Origin of the sequence: Halomonas qaidamensis (assembly GCF_025917315.1) — a bacterium.
Classification (GTDB): domain Bacteria; phylum Pseudomonadota; class Gammaproteobacteria; order Pseudomonadales; family Halomonadaceae; genus Vreelandella; species Vreelandella qaidamensis.
On the sequence record NZ_CP080627.1, the window covers coordinates 686,521 to 707,553 of the forward strand.

The following is a 21,033-nucleotide window of genomic DNA, read 5'->3' on the forward strand; positions in this document are numbered from 1 at the left end:
GTCGGTGCTTTCCTCGCTTTTATAGTGGCAGCCGTTTTATAGTGATCTTGTTAACGTAACGCCGAACGGTACGTCCATGGTTCAGTTTGAGCTGCATAACCGCAATTTAGCCCCGGAGCAGGTGTCCCACGCCCACGACTTTCACCAGTTAATTCTGGCAACGTGTGGCGTGACGGAGCTTGCTATGGAAGGGCAGAGCGAGCGCGTGACGGCGCGTCGTGGCTGTTTGATCCCATCGTCCCGGCACCACGAATACCAAGGTGATGGCAGCAACCGCACGCTGGTGCTGGATATTCCGGTGAAGCACTTGGCGGTTTTAGAAAAAGGTAGTGAAATCGAGCGGCTGTTCGATAAGCCGCGCTTTTTTACCGTGCCCCCGGCGCTTAATCAGCTTACCCATGCGTTGGCGCATCAGTTGGAGCAGTGCCCCGCGCTGCAAAATGAAATTGCTGTGCTGCTGCTTCGGGCGCTGTATATGTACCTTCAAGATGAGCCGAAGCAGGTCGCTGATAAAATTGGCGCTCGCTGTATCAGTGAACGGCTGGATCTAGAACGCTTGGATGCGTGGTTGGATCAGCACTTAGCGGACGATATTCGGGTTGAGCAGTTAGCCGCACTATGTGCGCTAAGCCCTGGTCATTTTCATGCCTGCTTTCGCGAACTAACCGGGGTGACGCCTTTGGCGTATGTACAGCGCAGGCGGCTTGAACATGCCCGTACCCTGGTGCGCCACAGTGCGCTGAGCCTAGGTCATATAGCTATGCTGGTTGGCTTCCGTGATCAAGGCAGTTTTTCACGTGCCTACCGGCGCTACTTTGAAATTGCCCCCTCCTCAGACCGTTAGCCGTCGTTGCAACGTCCACCGCCTACGTATTCATTCTTGCGGAATTTCAGCACTTGCGGGCAAATGTTGCAGAGTTTCGGGCAAGCACATTGCGCATCGTCGTCGTAGTCTCAAGAGGAACCTTACCTTCCTTGGAGAGACCTCATGAGTGTTACCTATCAAGACAGCAATGCCCGTATGAGCCAAGTAGCGATTCATAACGGCACCGTGTATCTCGCCGGCCAAGTACCGAGCGACGCGACCGCTGATATGCGTGGCCAGACCGAGCAAGTACTTGCGCGTATCGATCAGCTGTTAGCCCAAGCAGGTACCTCGAAAGAGCATCTGGTCTCGGCCCAGATTTGGGTCACCAGCATGGCTGAGTTTGATCAAATGAACGCCGCTTGGGATGCTTGGGTAGTGCCTGGCCGTCCGCCGGTGCGTGCAGCCCTCGAAGCGAAGCTTGCTAAGCCGGAATGGAAAGTAGAAATCATGGTCGTTGCTGCGCTGCCGGAGGCTTAATATGCAGGTTGTATCAGCGGCGGAGGTGGAACGCCATCTTGCCTGGAAAGGCTTGATTAAGCGGCTACATACGACCTTTGTGAACGGTGTTGAATCTCCGCCACGCCACCATCACGCCATGCATCGCCCCGACGGTGAAGCCACTATGCTGCTAATGCCTGCTTGGGAAACAGCAGGCTATATTGGCGTCAAAATGGTCAACGTATTTCCACAAAATGCCCAGCATAATATTCCTGCTATTTCAGGTCTTTATTTGCTTAGCGAAGGCAAACATGGGCAGCCGCTGGCCTGTATTGATGGCAGTGAACTAACGCGCCGTCGCACGGCAGCTGCTTCCGCTTTGGCCGCGCAGGCATTAGCTAACGAAGCAGCCGAAACGCTTCTGGTAGTGGGTACTGGCAAGTTAGCCCCTATGGTCATTGAAGCCCATGCCAGCGTGAGGCCTATCAAACGCGTTTTAGTGTGGGGTAGAAACCCTGATAAAGCCTCTGCTATTGCTGAGGAGTATGCCGACCGTTTCGATACCCAAGCCGTGGGCGATTTGCAAGACGCTGTTGCCCAAGCTGATATCGTCAGTTGTGTCACGCTTTCCACTACGCCTTTGATTAAAGGCGAGTGGTTAACGCCAGGCACCCATGTTGACCTTATCGGTGCTTTCCGCCCTCAGATGCGCGAAACCGATGCTGAATGCCTGCGCCGCGCTGATGTGTTTGTGGATACCTACGCAGGCGCTAAGGGTGAAGCTGGCGATATTCTTCAAGCGATTGACGAAGGCGTATTCCGTTTCGAAGAGATCAAGGCAGAGCTTGCTGAGGTGCTTTCGGGAACTAAGCCGGGTCGTTGCTCTGTAGATGCGATCACGCTGTTTAAATCAGTGGGCGCATCACTTGAAGACTTAGCGGCGGCGATTGAAGTATGGGAGGCTATGACAACAGCATGATTCCCAAGATAAAAAGGCAGGGCTGCGACACATGAAGTGCTTTTACCACCCTGATCAAGACCACCATGCGCCGCCGACCTTTCTGCTGCGCGGTCAGCCGGCACCTTCACCTGAAGGGCCGGTTCGCGCTGAGCTGCTTAGCAAAGGGCTAGCGGCGGCTGGTTTGAGCCTAACGGCACCTAGTGAAACCGACTCGCCGACGCTGCGTAAACGCCTTGAGCAGATTCATACGCCGCGCTATTTACGCTTCTTGGAAACGATTTATGCGCGTTGGCAAGCGCTGCCTAATGCAGCGGCGCTGGTAGCACCTAACGTTCACCCTTGTGGGGGGGCGAGCCACTATCCACGTCACCCGGTTGGCCAGGCGGGCTGGCATTTACATGATATGGCCTGCCCGTTAGGCGACACCAGCTTTCAAGGGGCACTCGCTTCGGCGGCGACCGCCGTGGCGGCAACTGAGGAAGTGATGAGTGGAGCATCGCTCGACTCCCCCTCTCGTGCTTATGCCCTGTGTCGGCCACCAGGACATCATGCAGGGCCAGACAACGCGGGCGGTTTCTGCTTGCTGAATAACGCTGCCTTGGCTGCCAGCGTGCTGCGTGAAAAGTTCGCTAAAGTAGCGATCATTGATGTGGACTTACACCACGGCAATGGCACTCAGGATATTTTCTATTCGCGCGGGGATGTCTGGACCGGCTCTGTACACGTCGATCCCAGTGATTTTTACCCTTTCTTCTGGGGGGGAGTGGATGAAGCCGGTAACGAAGAGGGCAAAGGTGCCAACGTTAATCTACCTTTGCCGTTGGGCAGTGATGGCGAGACCTATCTGAACGCTGTGGCCACGCTGATTGAGCAGCTCAACCGTTACCAGCCTGAAGCGGTGGTGGTGTCCTTGGGGTTGGATGCCCATAAGGATGACCCGCTTGCGGGGTTTAACGTCGAAACGGAAGCCTTTGTGGCTCTGGGTGAGCTGTTGAGCGGTTTATCACAGCCCACCGTGGTCATTCAGGAGGGGGGCTATCCAACCGAACATCTCAGCGCTAACCTAGCCGCTTTTATGCGCGGTTATCAGAGAAGTTGAGAGAAGCTCAATGAGTAACACAGGGTTTTACTGGCACGAACGCTGCTTTTGGCACGACCAGGGTGCGATTGGCGTTTTTTCCGCTCCCGGAGAATTTCTTCAGCCGCAGCCTGCGTCGGAAAGTCCCGAAAGCAAGCGTCGGCTGAAAAACCTGCTTGAAGTCAGCGGCCTGATAGATGAACTGAAGGTGGTTAAGCCACCCGCTGTTGCACAGGAAGACCTGCTGCGCTTTCACACCCCGCGTTACCTGAAAATGCTGGCGGAAGCCGATGCGAATGGCGGTGGCAACGGCGGTGACTGTGCACCCTTTACGCCTGGCAGCTGGGCCGCTGCAAAGCATTCAGCGGGGCTTGCCGTCGCAGCGGTAGAAGACGTGGCGCTTGGGCATGTCAATAACGCTTATGCGCTTTGCCGCCCACCGGGACATCACGCCGAGGCGGATCAGGGGCGTGGTTTCTGTTTGCTGGGCAACATCCCGGTAGCGGTGATGCGTGCCCGGGCCTTGGGGCAAGTGAAGCGTGTAGCGATTCTTGATTGGGACGTGCACCACGGTAACAGCCAGCAGTCGGCGTTCTACGCTGAGCCTGAGGTGTTTACCGTTTCCGTTCATCAAGCCGCGAACTATCCGCTTGATACCGGTAGTTTTGAAGAGCAGGGAGACGGCGAGGGGCTAGGGGCAAATCTCAACCTTCCGCTGCCGCCGGGCTGTGGTTTGGGCGCTTATCGCTATGCGATGGAGTCGCTGGTGTTGCCAGCCCTGGAAGCGTTTAACCCCGATTTAATCGTGGTGGCCTGTGGCTATGATGCTTGTGCCAAAGACCCGCTAGGCAAGATGCTGCTCAACAGTGCGGCGTTTGCCGAAATGACCGCACAGCTAAAGGCGCTTGCCGCCCGTTGCTGTCAGGAGAAACTGGTCTTCGTCCATGAAGGCGGCTACTCAGAAGGCTATGTGCCGCTATGTGGGCACAGCGTTATCCAAACCTTAGCCGGTAGCAGTATTAGTGTACCTGACCCGCAAAACGATGAAATTGCTGCCTGGGGGTATCAGGCCTTACAACCGCACCAGCAGGCGCTTATCGACGGCTGGCGCCAACAGTGGGAGCAATGCACGCAATGACACCGCTTTATGATCGCGATGGTTGGATTTGGCAGGATGGTGAATGGCTGGCTTGGCGGGAGGCCAAGGTTCATGTGTTTACCCATACGCTGCACTACGGAATGGGTTGCTTTGAGGGCGTGCGTGCCTATGAAGGTGAGCAGGGAACGGCGCTGTTTCGGGTAGCTGAGCATACCCGCCGCTTGGCAGAGAGCGCCCACTCCTTAGATATTCCGCTCGCTTTTAGCGAAGAGGCGCTTATCGAGGCCCAGCAGGAGTGCCTGCGTAAAAATCAGCTAACTAACGCTTATCTTAAACCAACAGTGTTTCTTGGCGCGGAAGGCCTTGGCCTGCGAGCCAAAGGATTAAGCACCCATGTGATGATTGCTGCCTGGGATCTTGGGCCGTATCTATCGCCGGAGGCAACCCGCTGTGGGTTACGTGCGCTGACCTCTTCTTGGGCGCGTCACCACGTCAATATCAGCCTGTGTCGTGCCAAGACCAGCGGTCATTATGTGAATTCGATGCTGGCGCTGAATACCGCCGTGAAAGCAGGGTTTGATGAAACCATCATGCTCGATCCGGAAGGCTATGTGGCTGAAGCATCCGCTGCTAATGTGTTCTTATTGCGCGATGGCGTACTGCACACGCCCGAAGTGACGTCCTGCTTGCAGGGCATCACCCGCGACAGTGTGATTCAGTTAGCCCGCGAAGCGCTGGGCATAGAAGTGCGTGAGCGACGCATCACCCGCGATGAGCTGTATACCGCCGATGAGGCATTTTTAACCGGTACCGCTGCGGAAATTCTTCCTCTGCGTGAACTGGATGGCCGCCGCATCGGGGTAAGGGCGGGTGCGCCGGCAGTCGACGCACCGATACCGGACGACAGTGTGACCGCGCGCTTGCAGCGCCTGTATCGCCAAGCAGTACGCGGCGAGCTGGCCGCATTCAAGCACTGGTTAACACCCGCCTAGGTTCGTTCTACCTAACCCGCCCAGTGTTTAAATAATGCCTGACAGCTAGTGCTGTCAGGCATTCTCTTTAATGGCCTGCTCAAGAATCGCCAGCTGCCCTGGTTCCAGAGCATCCGCAACGGCGGTAATGCGTAAGACATGACCAAGTGCTGGGTGAGCGGGGCGTGCGATTAAACGGCCTGCTTCCAGTAGCTCGCGGTTTACCCGCTCGGCCAGTTCGGCAGTTGGTAAGCGAATGCCGATAAAGTTGGTGGCGCTAGGCAGTACGTCGGCACCCAGTGCCTGGAAATAAGCTGCTAACTGTTCCCGCCGTGCTTTCACTTCCGCAATATGCTGGTTAACTTCATCAGGGTGGTCGAGCACGACTTCTGCGGCTGCCTGGGTAAAGGTGGATACCGCGTAGTGAATGCGTACCTTCATCATCAAGGCAAGCACATCAGGGTCAGCAATCGCATAGCCAATGCGTAAGCCTGCTAAACCGTGGGCTTTTGACAGAGTGCGTAGGCGAATGACACCAGGAAGTGCCTTGGCCGCGAAGTCACCGTTGGCGTCATCACGAAAATCGCCATACGCCTCATCCAGCAGCAGCCAGCAGGTATCCGGCAGTGCGTCGCGCAGCTTGAGAATGGCACTGTCGCTATGCAGGTGGCCGCTAGGGTTATCCGGGTTGGCTAAATAGACCAGCTGGGCATTTTCCTGGTGTGCTGCCGCCGCTAACGCTTCCAAATCAGGGGCCAGTAGGCCAGGGGCTTCAACATAGCTAGGTTCTACTAAGTGGCAACCCTGGCCTTTCGCAAAGTAACCAAAGGTTGGGTAAGTGCCCGCCGTACTAACCACGGTGTCGCCCGGTGTGCAGGTGGTGCGCAGTGCTAACGCAATCAAGCTGTCGGCACCGGCATCCACCAGCAAGTGGTCAAGCGGTATACCTTGCTGGGCGCTTAGTCGCTGACGCACGCCGAGAGCTTCTGCATCGCCGTAGCAATAAACATGCTCGACGACAGCATCGCCAAAATGCTCACGTAGCGCACGATGGGGCATGTCCAGCCCTTCATTAGAGCCCAATCGATGAGGGATCTCGCGGCCAATGCGGCGCTCCAAAACTTTAATCCCAGGAAACGGATTAAGGGGACCGTCACCAGTAAGATGATGGGGGTAGGAGGGCATATTGGTATCCTAAGAGAATAGTGAATATTGTTAGCTCAAAATCTTACCGCGATTAAGCAGCTGGTGCGGGTCAAACGCCTGCTTGAGTGTGTGCATTAATTCAATTTCCGCCTGAGAGCGGCAGGTGCTAAGCCAGGGGCGTTTTTCTAAACCAATGCCATGCTCCGCTGAAACAGAGCCTCCTAGTGCTTTAAGTGGCTCGTAAACCAGTGTTTCTACCGCATGGCGCTCTTCTGGTGCATCGCTGCCAACGCTAACAGAAATATGCAGGTTGCCATCGCCAAGGTGGCCAAATACCACCAAGCGGCCATCTGGCCAGCGTTGTACCAGTTGCTTCTCTAAGGCATCGGTATAGCGCTGCATATCGGCAATGGGCAGGCTGACATCAAAGGTAAAGATGGGTGCCAGCCCCTTGATGAGCCCTTCAATATCTTCTCGTATCGCCCAGAGACCATCGCTTTGTGCGCTTGATTGGGCAATCACCGCATCGACGACTAAGTCTTGTTCAAATGCCTGTTCAAGCGCTGCCCGGAATTGCTCTGCATGGTGGGTTTCATCGTTGCCGAGTGATTCGATAATCACATAAAAGGGGTGTTCTGCTGGGATCGGGGGCGTGTGCCTCGCCAGGGTTTCAGTGAGCAGGCGATAGTGGTTTTGCCACATTACCTCAAACGCACCCAGGCCACCCCCAAGCGCTTTGCCCATATGGCTTAATAGCCCGGTGAGCGCGTCAAACGAGGGGCAGGCCACCAGCGCCGTTTGCTCGCTAGGAGTAGGCGGCTGTAGCCGCAGCACGGCGCGTGTAATAATCCCAAGGGTGCCTTCACTGCCAATAAATAGCTGCTTTAAATCAAACCCTGCATTGTTTTTCAGCATGCGGTTCATGGAGCTGACAACACGCCCGTCGGCCATCACTGCTTCCAGCCCCAGTACTTGCTGGCGCATCATGCCGTAGCGAATCACCCTCACACCGCCAGCATTGGTGGCGATATTGCCGCCAATCGTACAGCTTCCGCGTGCGCCTAAATCCAGCGGGAACTGAAGGCCAACCTCGTTAGCAGCTTCCTGTACCCGCTGAAGTGGCGCTCCGGCTTGCACGGTAATGGTGCCACCGACTTGGTCAATTTCTTCAATAGCGGTCATGCGCTCCAGGGAAATGACCAGCTCCCCTGGGCTAGCCTCCGCGCCATGCACTAAACCGGTTAAGCCGCCGTGGGTTACCACTGGCTGTTTAAGCGCGTGGCATGCCTGCATAACAGCCGCTAACTGTTCGGTATCTGCCGGGCGCACAATGGCGCCTGCCTGGCAGGGCGCACCGGTCATCCAGTCAACACGGCGACTAGTGACATCATTGCCCGTGAGCACATGGGCAGCACCAACAAGTTTACGCAGCGCCTCCAGGGTTATCTGCATGGGTGTTCCTTGGTAAAGAGGTTAACGATTCAGTGATTAGGCGGTAGCCGCCACCGGCGCTTGACGACCAGGAATCGCATCAAGCAGCGACTGGGTATAGGCTTCTTTTGGCTGAAGGAATATTTGTTCAGCGCTGCCTTGCTCAACAATACGGCCATGCTGCATTACCACGATGCGATCGCAAATTTGCGCAGCTACCCGTAAATCGTGGGTAATAAACAGTAGTGAAAGCGAAAGCCGTTGCTTCAGTTCTTCAAGCAGCTCAAGCACCTGGGCTTGAATAGACACATCCAGTGCTGAGACTGCTTCATCTGCCACAATAAGCTCTGGATTTAACGCTAACGCACGGGCAATGCCAATGCGCTGGCGCTGCCCGCCGGAAAACTCATGGGGGTAGCGCTCCACGGCGCTTGCGCCAAGACCCACTAGGTCAAGCAATTCCCCCGCTTGTTTCAGGGCAGTGGCTTTGGGGGTGCCATTGGCCATAGGCCCTTGTGCGATCGCCATGCCGACCCGAGTACGTGGGTTAAGCGAGGCGTAGGGGTCCTGAAAAATCATCTGCACGCGGTGGCGTTCACGACGCAATGCATCGCCCTTTAGCTGTGAAAGATTAACACCATCGAGCAGCAGTTCACCGCTATCTGGATGTTCAAGACGCACCACACAGCGGCCAAGGGTAGATTTCCCCGACCCCGATTCGCCAACAATGCCGATAGTTTCGCCGCGCGCCAAGGTTAGCGAGATATCATCCAGCGCGCGAACTTCGCGGGCCGTTTTAAACCATCCCCCGCGTGAACGAAAGACTTTATTTAGCTGTTTGATCTCTAGCAGTGGGGCCACCTGGCTTGTCTCACGGTGGGGTGGCACGGCATTGCTGGGAATGGCGGCAATCAGTGCTTGTGTATAAGCATTTTGTGGATTTTCCAGCACCTCTTTTGCTTCACCGATTTCGACAATTTTACCATGGCGCATAACACAAACGCGGTTGGCAATTTCAGCCACGACCCCAAAATCATGAGTAATAAACATCACCGCCATACCACGGCGGCGCTGCAGATCACGAATAAGCTCAAGGATTTGGGCCTGGGTAGTCACATCCAGCGCGGTGGTGGGCTCGTCGGCGATTAACAGTACGGGCTCAAGGGCCAATGCCATGGCGATCATGACGCGTTGCCGCTGGCCGCCTGAAAGCTCAAAAGGATAAGCGCTAATGGCTTTTTCTGGCTGCGGGATACCGACTTCAATCAGCAGCTCCAGAGCGCGCGCTTGCCGTTGTTTGGGGGTTAATTGACCGTGTGCTTCGAACACCTCAGCAATTTGGGCACCGACCCGCATTAACGGATTAAGCGCAGTCATCGGTTCCTGAAAAATCATGCCGATTTTAAGGCCGCGCAGGGCGCGATGCTGCTTCTCGGTGAGGGAAATAACGTCTTGTCCCAGAAAGTTGACCTCACCTTGAACGGGGCGAACGCCTTTAGGGAGCAGTCCCATCACAGTGTTAGCAGCCATGGATTTACCTGAGCCGGACTCCCCGACCACGCACATGATTTCGCCGCGATTAACGTCGTAGCTAACGTTTTCCACCGCCAAGGCTCGGTCGGCCCCTTTGGGTAGCGCCACACTTAAGTCACGAATGCTAAGTACTGTTTCAGCTGATGGATGCTCTTTTTTAGAATTGGTAGTGACCGTCATAAAGGGGCTCCTAGCGCTCGCGGGAAAGTTTGGGGTTAAGCGCATCGTCTAGCCCTTCACCGACTAAGTTCAATGCTAGAACGGTGAGCAGAATCGCTACACCAGGAAAGAAGCTCAGCCACCACGCTTGACGAATAACCGTACGCGCTGCGCCAATCATGTAGCCCCAGGACATCACATTGGGGTCGCCCAAGCCTAAAAACGACAGCGCCGATTCCAGCAAAATAGCGGTAGCGACCATCAACGACGCCAACACAATAATTGGCGACAGCGTGTTAGGCAGAATCTGACGCAAGATAATGGTGCTATTGGTTTGGCCAACCAAGCGAGCCGCTTCAACGTATTCACGGTGCCGCAACGACATAAACTCAGCCCTTACCAAACGGGCAACCGGGGGCCAACTGACCAGCGCAATTGCCAGCACAATGGAGGTGATGCTGGGTTGCATAATTGCCACTAGCACAATTGCCAGGGCAAAGTTGGGGATGGTTTGAAAGAACTCGGTAAAGCGCATGAGTACGTCGTCAATCAGCCCCCCGTAGTAGCCCGCAATCGCTCCCAGCGGCACGCCAATTAGTAGGGCAACGCTAGTGGATACCAAACCAATCAGCAGCGACACCCAGGCTCCATGCATTAACCCTGCAGCCACGTTGCGTCCCATGGTATCGGTGCCCAGCAGAAAACCGTCCTGGGAAAGCGGCGGCAAAAAGGGACGCTGAACCATGCGCCAGGGAGACTCAGGAAATAGCAGCGGAGCAAGAATCGCCATGGCGATAATCAATAGCAGAATGATCAGCCCTACCAGGGCACCACGGTTTTGCGCAAAGCGTGCGAAAAAGCTCATGAGGCCCCCTTAATGCGCGGATCAGCCAGGCGGTAAACCAAGTCGGTAAGAATATTGAAGACAATCACCAACGCCGCTGAGAAGAAGAAAATACCCAGCAACAGGTTGTAGTCACGCTGCTGTAGCGCTTCAAACATCAGTCGCCCAATACCCGGCCAAGCAAATACGGTTTCCGTCAGAATAGCGCCACCAACCATCTGCCCAGCCTGCAAGCCTGCCAGGGTGATAATCGGCAGTAAGGCATTGCGCAGAATGTGTCGGCGCTGAATGACGCTAGGCTTTAAACCCTTCGCACGGGCGGTTTTAACGAAGTCCTGCTGGGCTGCATCGAGCATTGAGGTGCGCGTCATACGGGTATAAATCGCCATAAAAAATAGCGCCAGCGTGGTGGCAGGCAGTATTAAATGCTTGGCGACATCCAGCACAAGCGCAAAGCCAGTGTGGCCCGCGCCAACCGTGTAAAGACCATAAGCGGGCAGCCAACCAAGATAAACAGAAAACACCACCACCGACATCAGTGCTACCCAAAACAAGGGCGTGGCATAAAACACTAAGGCCAGCGCCATAATTAGCGAGCCAGAGGGCTTTTTAACCCGCGCCGCTGCCATGGAACCTGCCACTATGCCGAGCACCAGCGAGAGCACAAACGCCGTGCCGGTTAGCAACAGCGTGGCGGGTAAGCGATCCATAATCAGATCAAAAACAGGTACACCAAGCCGATAGGAGTAACCAAAATCGAGCATGGCAATGCCTGATACGTAACGCCACAGTTGCACATATATCGGCTGATCAAGTCCGAAGCGTTCACGTAACTGGTTGAGAAACTCCTGGTCAGCCGCGCCCGCCTCACCGGCTAAAATCGCCGCAGGGTCTCCGGGGGCCATCTGAATAAGAAAGAAGTTAAAAATAACGATTAAGAACAATACGATAACGGCCTTCAATAGCCGCATCATTATCAAGCGAGCGTAAACCATAGACACCTTCCTGACCGACACCTTCATGACATGGCTGAAGCACCCAGGCAGCTGGCGCTACCTGGGTGGGGCTGTGGCTAAAACTAGCGGTCTAGCCAAGCATCTTTGAAGCCGTCGTTAACACCCACGCCGGAGGTCACGAGGTCTTTTACGTCACAGCGGTAAAGGGTAGGGAAGCCAAGCTCCATCAACCAACCGACAGGCACGTCTTCGTGGAGAATCTCCTGCACTTCACGGTATAGCGCTTCACGCTCTTCATCAGGGAAGGCCGTGGCCGCAGCGTTAAACAGCTCGTCGACCCGCTCGTTTTCGTAGCCTTCTACGTTATTCCAGGGTGAGCCTTTGGCAATATTGTCGGAAAGGTAGGTGCGCGAAATGCCCAGCGCTGGGTCGCCATACTGGAACAGGTAGGTAAAGGCGAGATCGTAATCCCAGTCGCCCAGGCGCTGGTTCCAGCCGCCTACGTCGGTGGCTTGGGTTCTTACGTTAATACCCACTTCACGCAGGTTCTGTTGTACAGCTTCAGCCCAGCGGGTCCACGTTTCGCCGTAAGGAAGTGGCAGAATGGTAATTTCTTCGCCGTCATACTCCATTTCTTCCAACAGCTCACGGGCACGGTCTGGATTGTGATCGTAAGGCTCTAAACCGTCATGTTGGAAACGCGCATTGGAGCCAAAGGCTGAGAGCGGCACATTGCCTAAGCCATTCCACAGCACATCTTTGGCAAATTCACGATCCATGGCATACATCACCGCTTGGCGGAAGCGTTTGTCGGCGGTGGGGCCTTCACGGTTGTTCATCCACAGCATGGCGAAGGGACTGAAATATTCGTGGCCTTCTTCCGTCATGCAGACGTTATCCATGGCGGATAAGCGCGGAATATCGAAGTTCTCAACGGTGCCGCTTGGCAGGACATCGATGGAGCCATTCTCGAAGGCGACAGCGCGGGAGCCGCCGTCTGGAATGATGTGCCAGTTGACGCCGTCTAGATAGGGGAGCCCGTCTTCGTAGTAGTCATCGTTTTTAACCAGCTCAATGACGGTGCCGCGTTCCCAATTAGCAAACTTGAAAGGGCCTGTGCCAATCGGGTGGTCGTTGTGTTCGTTGTTGCGGAAGTCTGTATCCGCGTAAAGGTGTTCAGGCACCATAGTGAAGGTGCCTGCTTCAAAGGAGATCAGGAACGGGCCGAAGGGCTCGATTAAGGTAAATACAACGGTGTGGTCATCCGTTGCTTCGATGCTTTCCACATGTTGTAAAACGGCCCGCGCACTGGGGTTCAGCTCGCGGTGGAAAACATCGGCAGAAAATACCACGTCGTCAGCGGTGAAGGGCTCACCGTCGTGCCAGGTGACGTCTTCACGCAGATGAAAAGTATAGGTGCGGCCATCGTCGCTGACTTCCCATGACTCTGCGAGCTGCGGCATGGGTTCCAGGTCTGTGGTGTAGCGCAGCAGCCCTTCATAGATATTGCCTGCCACGGTGCGTGTAGGGGCGTTTTGCACCATCCCCAACACTAAGCCTGGCGGTTCTGGTTGAATAATGGTGTTAACAGTGCCGCCCTGTTTCGGGTCGTCTGATAGAGCGGCCGACGAAAAAGCGAATGCTGCAGCGGAAATTGCCAAAGCCAGTGGTGTCTTCATGTTTCCTGCTCCTCGGTTATTAGCACGTAATAGATTTACGTTGTCGTTAGGCGAGCGAGGCGTGATACAAAACAGCCCAGTTGTGATTGTTGTGATAGAGCGTTGTTATGAGTTGCCGTTATAAATCGTTGTTGTGGTCGTTAGGCGAGACCTTTTTGAACATAGCAGTGGTTTGTAAAACTGTCGACAGTCGGCAATCGGCCGTCGACAGAATGCTTTTTTGCGTCATACTAAAAATACGTAATACTTAATAAGAGTAGACTCTATGGTCTCTTCCTCAGTGGCTCCCGGTGGCTTTATTCAACAGCAAAACCTTGTTGAGCAGGTGGCTGACTATTTGACGCAAGCGATTATCCAGCAACACTTTTTGCCCGGTGAGCGGCTGTCAGAAGTGCAGCTATCCCGGGATTTAGGCGTCAGCCGCGCACCGGTTCGTGAGGCTGCGCGCTTACTGGAAAGTCGTGGGCTTTTGGTCTCAAAACCAAGGCGAGGTTTTTTTGTCAGAGCGTTGAATGCCGTTGAATTGGAGGATGTCTTCGATCTGCGGCTATGCCTTGAGCGCCATGCTATCCAGCGCTTGTCAGAGCGCTATAGCAGCGAGGCTGAGCGCGCCTTAAAACAGCAGGTAGACACGTTGTGCGAAGCGGCCGCCAGCAATGATGGAACACGTCGCATTGAAGAAGACCTGCAGTTTCATCGGTTAATGCTTCATCATGCAGGCAACGAGCGGCTGCTGAGGGCCTTTGATGGTTTAACCCACGAACTTCGTCTGTGCATTACGCTGATTACCAAAACCCACGAAGCCCCCGATACCATTGCCACTAGCCATTTCCAGCTGCTCGATGCATTGGGTAGCGGCAGCGCCGAGGCTTGCCGTGAGGCGATTGATTACCATATCGGTGTCGCCAGAGACTTCGTAGTGCGCAGTGTGGGCGATTGAACGGCGAAGAAGTAATTGAAGAAGTAATTGAAAAAGTAATTGAAGAAAAAGCTGGAGACGTGTCCGACGTTGATAAATCCTGTGAATGAATAGTTCACATGTGAACAGATGCCGCTTTGCGCTAGGTCTGGCAAGATAGCGTTTTCGGACGTTTGACGATCAAGGACACGGCATGGCGCATTTGCTACGCATCGTTATGATTCACGGCCACTTGTCGGGAGTGGTTGAACTCAATGTGGATGGCCACACCAATATTTGTGGCACCAACGCGTCAGGCAAAACCACGCTTCAGCGGTTAGTGCCGGTGTTTTACGGCGAGCTGCCCAACAAGGTGGTGCCGAAAACCCGCATGAAGTTTGATGCCTTCTATTTGCCCACTCGTCAAAGCTATCTCGTTTACGAATACCGCCGCGAAGCAGGCAATGTTTGCCAAGTAGTTCTGACGCGCAAGCAAGAAGGTGGCGTGGAGTACCGTTTTGTCGGTGCCCCTTATCGGCCAGAAGACTATCTGATCGACACTGAAAAAGGCCCCTTGGCGCTGGAGTACCCACAGTGGTCTAGCGGGCTGCGTAGCAGCGGGATTCCTGTCTCTTCCAAGCTGGGAGCTACCTCCGAGTTTCGCTCGGTGATCCAAAACGACTTCACCCAGCTTCACGGTAATAGCCGCGATGGCTTAAAGCTGCGCCAAATCGCAGCGCAATTTAGCCTAGTTAACCCTGAACGGCGTATCCGTCATATCGAAAAGCTGGTCTCTGCGGTGCATGCGAAAGAGGGCAAGATGGACACCCTCAAAACCATGCTGGCGGCAATTTTCGAAGAGGATGGCGTGGAGCTGCCGGTCACCCGCATTCGCAGTGCCAAAGCGCGGGAGTGGATTGCCCAGATGCGCCAATCCATGCGCCTGGAGCCACTGCAGGCCGCGTTGACCAAACTTGGCGGCATCGACCGCGAACTGGCCCAGCTAGAGACCACGCTTTGGCAGTTGAAGCCCCAGCTAAGCGCCGATCATCAGCAGGCGGAGCAGCGCATTGCGGACCTGGATGGTGAGTTAAACCGCCACCAGCGAGAGTTCCAACAGCGTGAACATGCCTATACCCAGCAGCGCGATGAGCTGAACGACCGCCGCAGTGAAGTCGCAAGCGACTTGCAGCACACTCAGCGCCGCCTGAATGATCTGCAAACTCAGTTCGAGCACTACGCCGATGCTGACATGGCCGGGCTGGAGCGCGATATCAACGCCTTGCCCCAGTGGCGTGAACAGCGTGATCAGCTCCAGCAGCATCTGCATTTTATGCAAGAGGCGGTAAAAGAAAGCCAGGCGCGCTTAGATGGCCGGTTACGCGAGCTTTCCGAAATACTTGCCCGCCAAACTCAAGAAAATCAGGAATTGATAGATGCCCTGGTCGAGGAAAAAGCCCAGCGCCGAGAGCGACAGTGGCAAGCCGAACAGCAGCATAACGAGCGCTATCAGCAAGAGCGCCAACGGCTAGAAGGTGAGTATCAAGCGCAGTTAGAACTGGGTGTTGAGCAGCTAGCCGAATTAAAAGCGCAGCTGGCGATGCCCACCCAAACTGCTGAAGAAGTTCAAGAAGCCGAGCTTGCCCAAGCGCGTTTAGACCAAACACAGCAGGAACGCAGCGTCGCCGCCGCCACGTTGGAAGCTCTGCGCCGCGAGCTTGAAAGCCACAAGCGTGAGCGCGATGCCGCCGAGCAGCAGCTGGTGCAGTGTCGTCAGCAGCGCGAGCGGGCCGAACAGCACTGCTACGTGCTCTATCAACAGCGCGACCCAGAGCAGGGCAGCTTGCGCCACTTTTTGCGTTACCACCGGCCTGGCTGGGAACAGCAGCTTGGCAAGGTCATTGCGCCAGAACTGCTTGAACGCCGAGACCTCGCCCCGCAGCTTGCTGAAAGCGCTAGCGACGACTTGTTCGGGCTAGTGCTGGACCTAAGTGCCATTGCACTGCCGGATTACGCCCAGGACGAAGCCAGTTTGCTGGCGGCGATTGAAGAGGCAGATAGTGTCAAAAAGCGCGCCCAAACGGAGTGTACCGCTGCCGAAAAAGCCCTAAAGCAGCACAACGAACGGGTTCAGCAGGCGGATGAGGCGCAAGATCAGGCGCGGTTGGTCTATCAACGGGCCGAACAGGAAGTGGAGTATGCCCTGGAGGCTCGCCGTCAGCAGCAAGAGCGCCATACCCAGTGCCAGCAGGCACGCCGGGCGGAGCACCAAGCGGCGTTGGCTCGCCAGGAGCAAGCCCAGGCCGGACTGCGCGAAGAAAAACGCCAGTCGCTTGCCGAGCTTGCCGAAACCCATCAGAGCCAGCTGCTGGAGTTAAAAGCCGACGCGCAACACCAGCTGGATAGCCTGGAGGCGCAGCTACGCCAGTACAAGCAGCAGCTCAACGATGCCAACGAGGAACATCAGCGCCAACGCACGGAACTGGAAGAAGCCTTTAGTCAGGAGCTGGCCGACCAGGGCGTAGACCCCGCCAAGCTAAAAGAGACTAAAGAGCGCCTGGCGAACCAGGACGAACGCATTCGTAAGGTCGCCGCTCGCCAGGAAGAGCTCACCGAGTACCAACGCTTTATGCGTGTAGAGTGGAGCCAGCACAAGCCCCAACTGGTGGCTCAGGAAGCGGAGCTTGTGCAGCTTGACCAGCAGTTGAAACGTGAAAAAGCGCGCCTTAAAAACGACTTCCATGCCGCACGCGACGCGCATCAATCAGCGGTTAATGAGCTTAAAATTCAGCGCGCAAATGCCCACAGCAGCGTAGAAGCCCTTAAGCCGCTGCTGACCCAGTTGGAAAGTTTGGACATTGTTTCAGAGGGTGCGCCCTTAGCAGATGTCGTAGGTGACATGGAGGAGCGCATTGAGCGTGCGCGCCAAGCGCTAACCAGTCGCCATCAGCAGCTTGAGCAGCTGCGTCGGGGCTGCCTGGAGGTAGAAAGCCAACTGATTAAAGATGCCAGCAGCGGCTTTGCCGATGCACTGCAAAGCGAACGCGAGAAGCTGCCAAATGACAGCCCGCGACTGGTGTTACCGCTGCTGCGCGACATGCTAAAACTGTTAGAAGATCAACAGCAGCAGCTGATTCAGGAAGGGCGCAACCTAAGCGATGACCTGGATAAATTCTTTATTGTCTTCCGCGACTTAAACCGCCGAATCAGCGCCCAGAGCCGTCGGCTTTCCGACGAAGTGGCGGATGACCTGCGCCTAGAAGGCATCAGCAAAGCGGAAGTGCGCATTCAATCGACGATTGATGAACTGGGCTTTTGGGAGCCTTTAAAGCTGTTCGCCCAGCGCTACAAAGCATGGCGGGAATCCGGCCAGGAGCTGCCCAGTGACGATTACCTTAATGCACTGGCCGATGTGGTTGACCTACTGCGCAGTGACCAGCAGTACAGCTTCGAAAGTCTGCTGCGACTTGAACTGCACCTAAACGAAGGTGGCACTGATCTGGTGATCAAAAACGACCGCCAGCTGTTGGAGTCTTCCAGCCATGGCATGGCTTACCTGATTTTGTGTAAGTTTCTGCTGGCGTTTACGCGGCTGCTGCGGGGGGATGCGCAAATTGCTATCCATTGGCCGATTGATGAAATTGGCACGCTGGCTTATCACAATGTCGAAAAGTTATTCGACGCTTGTGACAGCAACCGCATTCATATTGTCGGTGCCTTCCCCAACCCAGAGTCGGATGTGCTGCTGCTGTTTGCTAATCGCTACCTGATTGAGCGGGACCCTAACCAGCCCAACCAGCGTCTGCTAAAACGTATTGAGCCGCGCCTTAGCCCGCTTGCACAGCGGATCAAGGAGCGTCAGCAAGAGGTGACCGCATGATCGAACACGGCCCGCTACTGGAACGCTTGCTGGCTGGCGAGTTTGTCTGCGCCGTCAGTGATGACAACGCTTTCCGCCACCTGACAAATGAAGAGACCCGCGACGCGATTGATGACTACCTGCGACCGCTCAACCGCAGGCTGGCGAGCAATGATGAAGGCAGTGTCTACTTTTTAGCCTGGCGACAGCTTAATGAAACCGCTCGGGAGCAGCTATCGCGCCAGCTGAGTGACACGGTCAACAGCCTGTTGCCATTGTTGGAATGGCTGCAGCTGGTTCAAGAAGCGCTAGGCCGTGACACCTTGGCGGCCCCTGGCGATGTGCTCAAGCCCGCTGAGTTCAGCGCTAAGTGCGAAGACAACCAAAGCCTGCGTGAGCGTTTGGAACGACTAGCCACGGACAGCTTCTTTGGCTCCCAGAGTGACCAGTTAGATGCCCAGGTAAAGCAGCTATTTAAGCGCTTGAAAGAGCATGGCTACTTGCTTCAGCCCCACACAGAGCGTCAGGTGTTTGTGGTCACCGGTAAAATTGATTACCTGATCGAGGTGGTGCGCTTTATCCGCGATGAGGAAAACTTGCCCATCGACGCGGAGCGGGAAGAGGGTGCCCAGGAGACGCTACTGTGAGCGAACTGGAAAGCCGCCTACTGAAAACCGGTGCTGAACGGCTGGCGCTGTTGGGCAAGCACGCCGAACGGCTGATGCAGGGCTACACCCGCGATGACGTGCCGTTAGACGGCCTCAACGACAGTGCGCTGCGCAAGCTGTTGGCCGCTCGGGTGTTATGGCGGCCAGATGAGCAGAGCGGGATAAAGCTCTCTCCCAAGGTGCGCGACCTGATCGCTGAAATGCTCGCCGACGAAACCCGCCGCCATGTAAATGCCGATGTCGCGGAAACTCTTGAGCTAGTGCGCTCGTTGGTGCACAGCTACCGTGAAGCCCGCAGCCAAGGTGAGCATTGGCGACAGGAGCAGCAGCTGCTACGCCTGCGTCAGGAAGTCGACGATCTAAACGGGCGCTTTGCCGATGCTATTGATAGCCTTTGGCAACGGCTCAACAGCGATTTCGGCTTTGTTAGCCAGTTGAGCGATAAGATCCGCGAAAACGACCGCGCCCAAAAACAAATTGTTAGGTTGCTGGATGGCCTGGCACTGATCGATTTCGACGAGCTGATTGCGTTAGTAGGTAGCGATGGCAGCCTGCGCAAGCTACTGATCAGCCAGCTACAGCAGCGCTTAAGCCATCATTACACCAGCCTGCGGGAAGTGCAGCGGCGGTTAATTGAGCTAATGGCACGCTTTCGCAAACAGCAGGCACGCAGCCGCCTGATCAGCGGCATGGTCGCGTTTATGCGCGAACATCCAGGCTTTGTGCCGAGTAATTACGCTAAACGCAGCGACGTACCTGCGTTATTCAACCGCGCTGCGCCGTTACATGCCGCCGCTGCGCCAGCACTAGACCGGGCGCTAGAAAGCCGCGTGCTGGCAGAACTGCTGCATGAATTGCCAACCCCGCGCCATGCTACGCACACCGTCGAGTCGGCAGTGGCTGCGCTCACGCCGGAAGATGACCTTGCCGCTGCTCGCCAGCAGGCGCTTAAACAAGATGTGGAACGCTTTTACCTCGCGGTGTTAGATCAGCCCCCCGCCGAGCCGATTAGCGCCCTCGCTTATCTGTATGACAGTCACCTCGACTGGCCCGATGAAATTTGGCTGTTTCAGGTGATCTCCGAATACCAGGGCTTGCCGCGTAGCGAGCAGCAAGCGTTTCGTCTACACCAAGACGAATCACCGGCCAGCCCATTTAACGATCTGCGCCTGATTCATGACGTCGCACTAGCGGTGGCGATATGACGTTATCAGGCCGCGCCCGTGCCGGGCTCAACAGTGTTGTTCGAGAGCTTAACCGCCAGCCCGTGGTAGAAAAATCCCGAGGCAAATGGGTCGAAGATGTGGTGGCGTGGTGCCGCCAACAAGATATAGATCTGACCAAGCGAATTTCCAATCAAACGCTGCGCTTTGACGCCACCCTAATGGCGCAAATCAACAATATACTGGAGAGTGACCGTTTGGCACCGCTAGGGCGCTCGTTAAGTGGTTTAAGCAGTGCCGCCCAGGCGGCAGAAGGCGTTGAGGAGGATAAAAGCCGCCGCGAAGGCCCACGCGCAAAACGCGTGCTGATCAACTTGTCACCGCAGCCCTCGGCGTGGCTTGCGCCAGAGCCGCGCAGCATTCGCGATGTTGATGTAAGCGGCTTGAAGCTGGCCGTGTTTGGGGCGCTTGTTCAAGTGGAAAACTTGGACAGCTTCTACGTGTTTTCACCTGAGATAGCAGCGCTGAGTGGCTACGCTAACCCGCTGGTGGTTTACCGTGGCGACAGCCACTACGGCGGCGGCTTTGCTGAACTGAAAAAAGCATGGCGCAAAACCAATCGGCCACACCTCTACGCCGGTGACTTCGACGCCAAAGGCGTGACCCTAGCCCTAGACAGCGACGCGACGCATTTACTACTACCTGGTATCGAATGGCTCGCCCAAAACGTCACGCCACTGCACCAACCCGCTGAACAGCTGCCTTTCCAACGCCGCCTACGCCAGCTGCATCTCACGTTGCCTGACCACCACCCACTACGCCCGTACTTAGCCCTGTTGGAAAAACAGCGCGGGCTAAAACAGCAGTGGTTTGGAGGGGAGTTGGTGTGTGTATCGCTCAGTTAAGGCTGACTGGCATTAACCGATGGGCTGGGTTTTTTGTGTAATAAGTGCCTGAAGATGACTCTACCCCAGCCCTCCGAGCCGCCCTCGTCATTCCTGCAGGCCCTCCGAGCCGCCCTCGTCATTCCCGCAGGCCCTTAGCGGGAATCCATGTTGACCTGGGATTTCGAGCTGCTGCAGGTCAAGGTCAAGGTCAAGGTGGATTCCCGATAACCCCACTCGGGAATGACAGTGCGGTGACTTGGGAATGATGTGCTGTGACTCGGGAATGATGGACGGTGACTAAAAACCATCGGTGTGCCCTGTGCTAGCTGCCACAACTGACGTGTTCATCATGTTGTACATGTTAAGGTCTAAGGCTATACTTGTCCTGTAAAGCG

The 21,033-nt window shown here is 55.6% G+C and carries 17 protein-coding genes; 11 read left to right on the forward strand and 6 right to left on the reverse strand.

Features of this window, described 5'->3' with window-relative positions; translation table 11 throughout:
- The first annotated feature begins 76 nt into the window (after positions 1 to 76).
- The 6 genes from K1Y77_RS03255 (at position 77) to K1Y77_RS03280 (ending at position 5,436) form a co-directional block, all read left to right on the forward strand.
- Positions 77 to 844 (forward strand): helix-turn-helix transcriptional regulator, encoded by a 768-nt coding sequence (locus tag K1Y77_RS03255; protein ID WP_030069554.1) that lies wholly within the window; start codon positions 77 to 79, stop codon positions 842 to 844.
- 144 nt (positions 845 to 988) lie between these two features.
- The gene (locus tag K1Y77_RS03260; RefSeq protein WP_030069556.1) at positions 989 to 1,345 is read left to right on the forward strand and encodes a RidA family protein; all 357 of its coding nucleotides are present in this window, start codon (positions 989 to 991) and stop codon (positions 1,343 to 1,345) included.
- Between the two features lies 1 nt (position 1,346).
- Entirely contained in the window at positions 1,347 to 2,285 is a 939-nt protein-coding gene (locus K1Y77_RS03265) for an ornithine cyclodeaminase family protein (RefSeq protein ID WP_264430303.1), read from the forward strand.
- 31 nt (positions 2,286 to 2,316) lie between these two features.
- On the forward strand, positions 2,317 to 3,366 hold the full coding sequence (locus K1Y77_RS03270) for a histone deacetylase family protein (protein ID WP_264430305.1): 1,050 nt from the start codon (positions 2,317 to 2,319) through the stop codon (positions 3,364 to 3,366).
- Positions 3,367 to 3,376: 10 nt separating this feature from the next.
- A complete protein-coding gene (locus K1Y77_RS03275) occupies positions 3,377 to 4,483 on the forward strand; it encodes a class II histone deacetylase (protein WP_264430307.1) in 1,107 nt (368 codons plus the stop codon).
- Entirely contained in the window at positions 4,480 to 5,436 is a 957-nt protein-coding gene (locus tag K1Y77_RS03280; protein ID WP_030069565.1) for a branched-chain amino acid transaminase, read from the forward strand. Before K1Y77_RS03275 ends, K1Y77_RS03280 begins: the two co-directional genes overlap by 4 nt.
- 54 nt (positions 5,437 to 5,490) lie before the next feature.
- On the opposite strand, the gene K1Y77_RS03285 is transcribed toward K1Y77_RS03280, so the two are convergent.
- The 6 genes from K1Y77_RS03285 to K1Y77_RS03310 form a co-directional block, all read right to left on the reverse strand.
- Positions 5,491 to 6,600 carry a pyridoxal phosphate-dependent aminotransferase gene (locus K1Y77_RS03285; protein WP_264430310.1) on the reverse strand — a complete coding sequence of 370 codons (1,110 nt, stop codon included), beginning with the start codon at positions 6,598 to 6,600 and terminating at the stop codon, positions 5,491 to 5,493.
- Between the two features lie 30 nt (positions 6,601 to 6,630).
- Complete coding sequence (locus K1Y77_RS03290) at positions 6,631 to 8,013, reverse strand: FAD-binding oxidoreductase (RefSeq protein WP_030069570.1); 1,383 nt, start codon at positions 8,011 to 8,013, stop codon at positions 6,631 to 6,633.
- A 36-nt stretch (positions 8,014 to 8,049) separates the two neighbouring features.
- Entirely contained in the window at positions 8,050 to 9,705 is a 1,656-nt protein-coding gene (locus tag K1Y77_RS03295) for an ABC transporter ATP-binding protein (protein WP_264018791.1), read from the reverse strand.
- Between the two features lie 10 nt (positions 9,706 to 9,715).
- Positions 9,716 to 10,549: an ABC transporter permease gene (locus tag K1Y77_RS03300; RefSeq protein WP_030069574.1), complete on the reverse strand. Its 834-nt coding sequence runs from the start codon at positions 10,547 to 10,549 to the stop codon at positions 9,716 to 9,718.
- Positions 10,546 to 11,523: an ABC transporter permease gene (locus tag K1Y77_RS03305; protein WP_264430318.1), complete on the reverse strand. Its 978-nt coding sequence runs from the start codon at positions 11,521 to 11,523 to the stop codon at positions 10,546 to 10,548. Before K1Y77_RS03305 ends, K1Y77_RS03300 begins: the two co-directional genes overlap by 4 nt.
- An 83-nt stretch (positions 11,524 to 11,606) precedes the next feature.
- The gene (locus tag K1Y77_RS03310) at positions 11,607 to 13,163 is read right to left on the reverse strand and encodes an ABC transporter substrate-binding protein (RefSeq protein ID WP_030069583.1); all 1,557 of its coding nucleotides are present in this window, start codon (positions 13,161 to 13,163) and stop codon (positions 11,607 to 11,609) included.
- A gap of 265 nt (positions 13,164 to 13,428) precedes the next feature.
- Between K1Y77_RS03310 and K1Y77_RS03315 the strand changes: the two genes are divergently transcribed.
- From K1Y77_RS03315 to K1Y77_RS03335, 5 genes are all read left to right on the forward strand, one after another.
- Positions 13,429 to 14,103 (forward strand): GntR family transcriptional regulator, encoded by a 675-nt coding sequence (locus K1Y77_RS03315; RefSeq protein WP_030069585.1) that lies wholly within the window; start codon positions 13,429 to 13,431, stop codon positions 14,101 to 14,103.
- Positions 14,104 to 14,275: 172 nt separating this feature from the next.
- On the forward strand, positions 14,276 to 17,941 hold the full coding sequence (locus K1Y77_RS03320; protein WP_264430322.1) for an ATP-binding protein: 3,666 nt from the start codon (positions 14,276 to 14,278) through the stop codon (positions 17,939 to 17,941).
- Positions 17,938 to 18,567 (forward strand): condensin complex protein MksE, encoded by a 630-nt coding sequence (locus K1Y77_RS03325; RefSeq protein WP_264430324.1) that lies wholly within the window; start codon positions 17,938 to 17,940, stop codon positions 18,565 to 18,567. The genes K1Y77_RS03320 and K1Y77_RS03325 overlap by 4 nt, the downstream gene beginning before the upstream one ends.
- A complete protein-coding gene (locus K1Y77_RS03330) occupies positions 18,564 to 19,793 on the forward strand; it encodes a hypothetical protein (protein WP_264430326.1) in 1,230 nt (409 codons plus the stop codon). Before K1Y77_RS03325 ends, K1Y77_RS03330 begins: the two co-directional genes overlap by 4 nt.
- Positions 19,790 to 20,656, forward strand: a complete 867-nt coding sequence (locus K1Y77_RS03335) for a DUF7281 domain-containing protein (RefSeq protein WP_030069592.1) — start codon at positions 19,790 to 19,792, stop codon at positions 20,654 to 20,656. The genes K1Y77_RS03330 and K1Y77_RS03335 overlap by 4 nt, the downstream gene beginning before the upstream one ends.
- Positions 20,657 to 21,033: the final 377 nt, after the last annotated feature.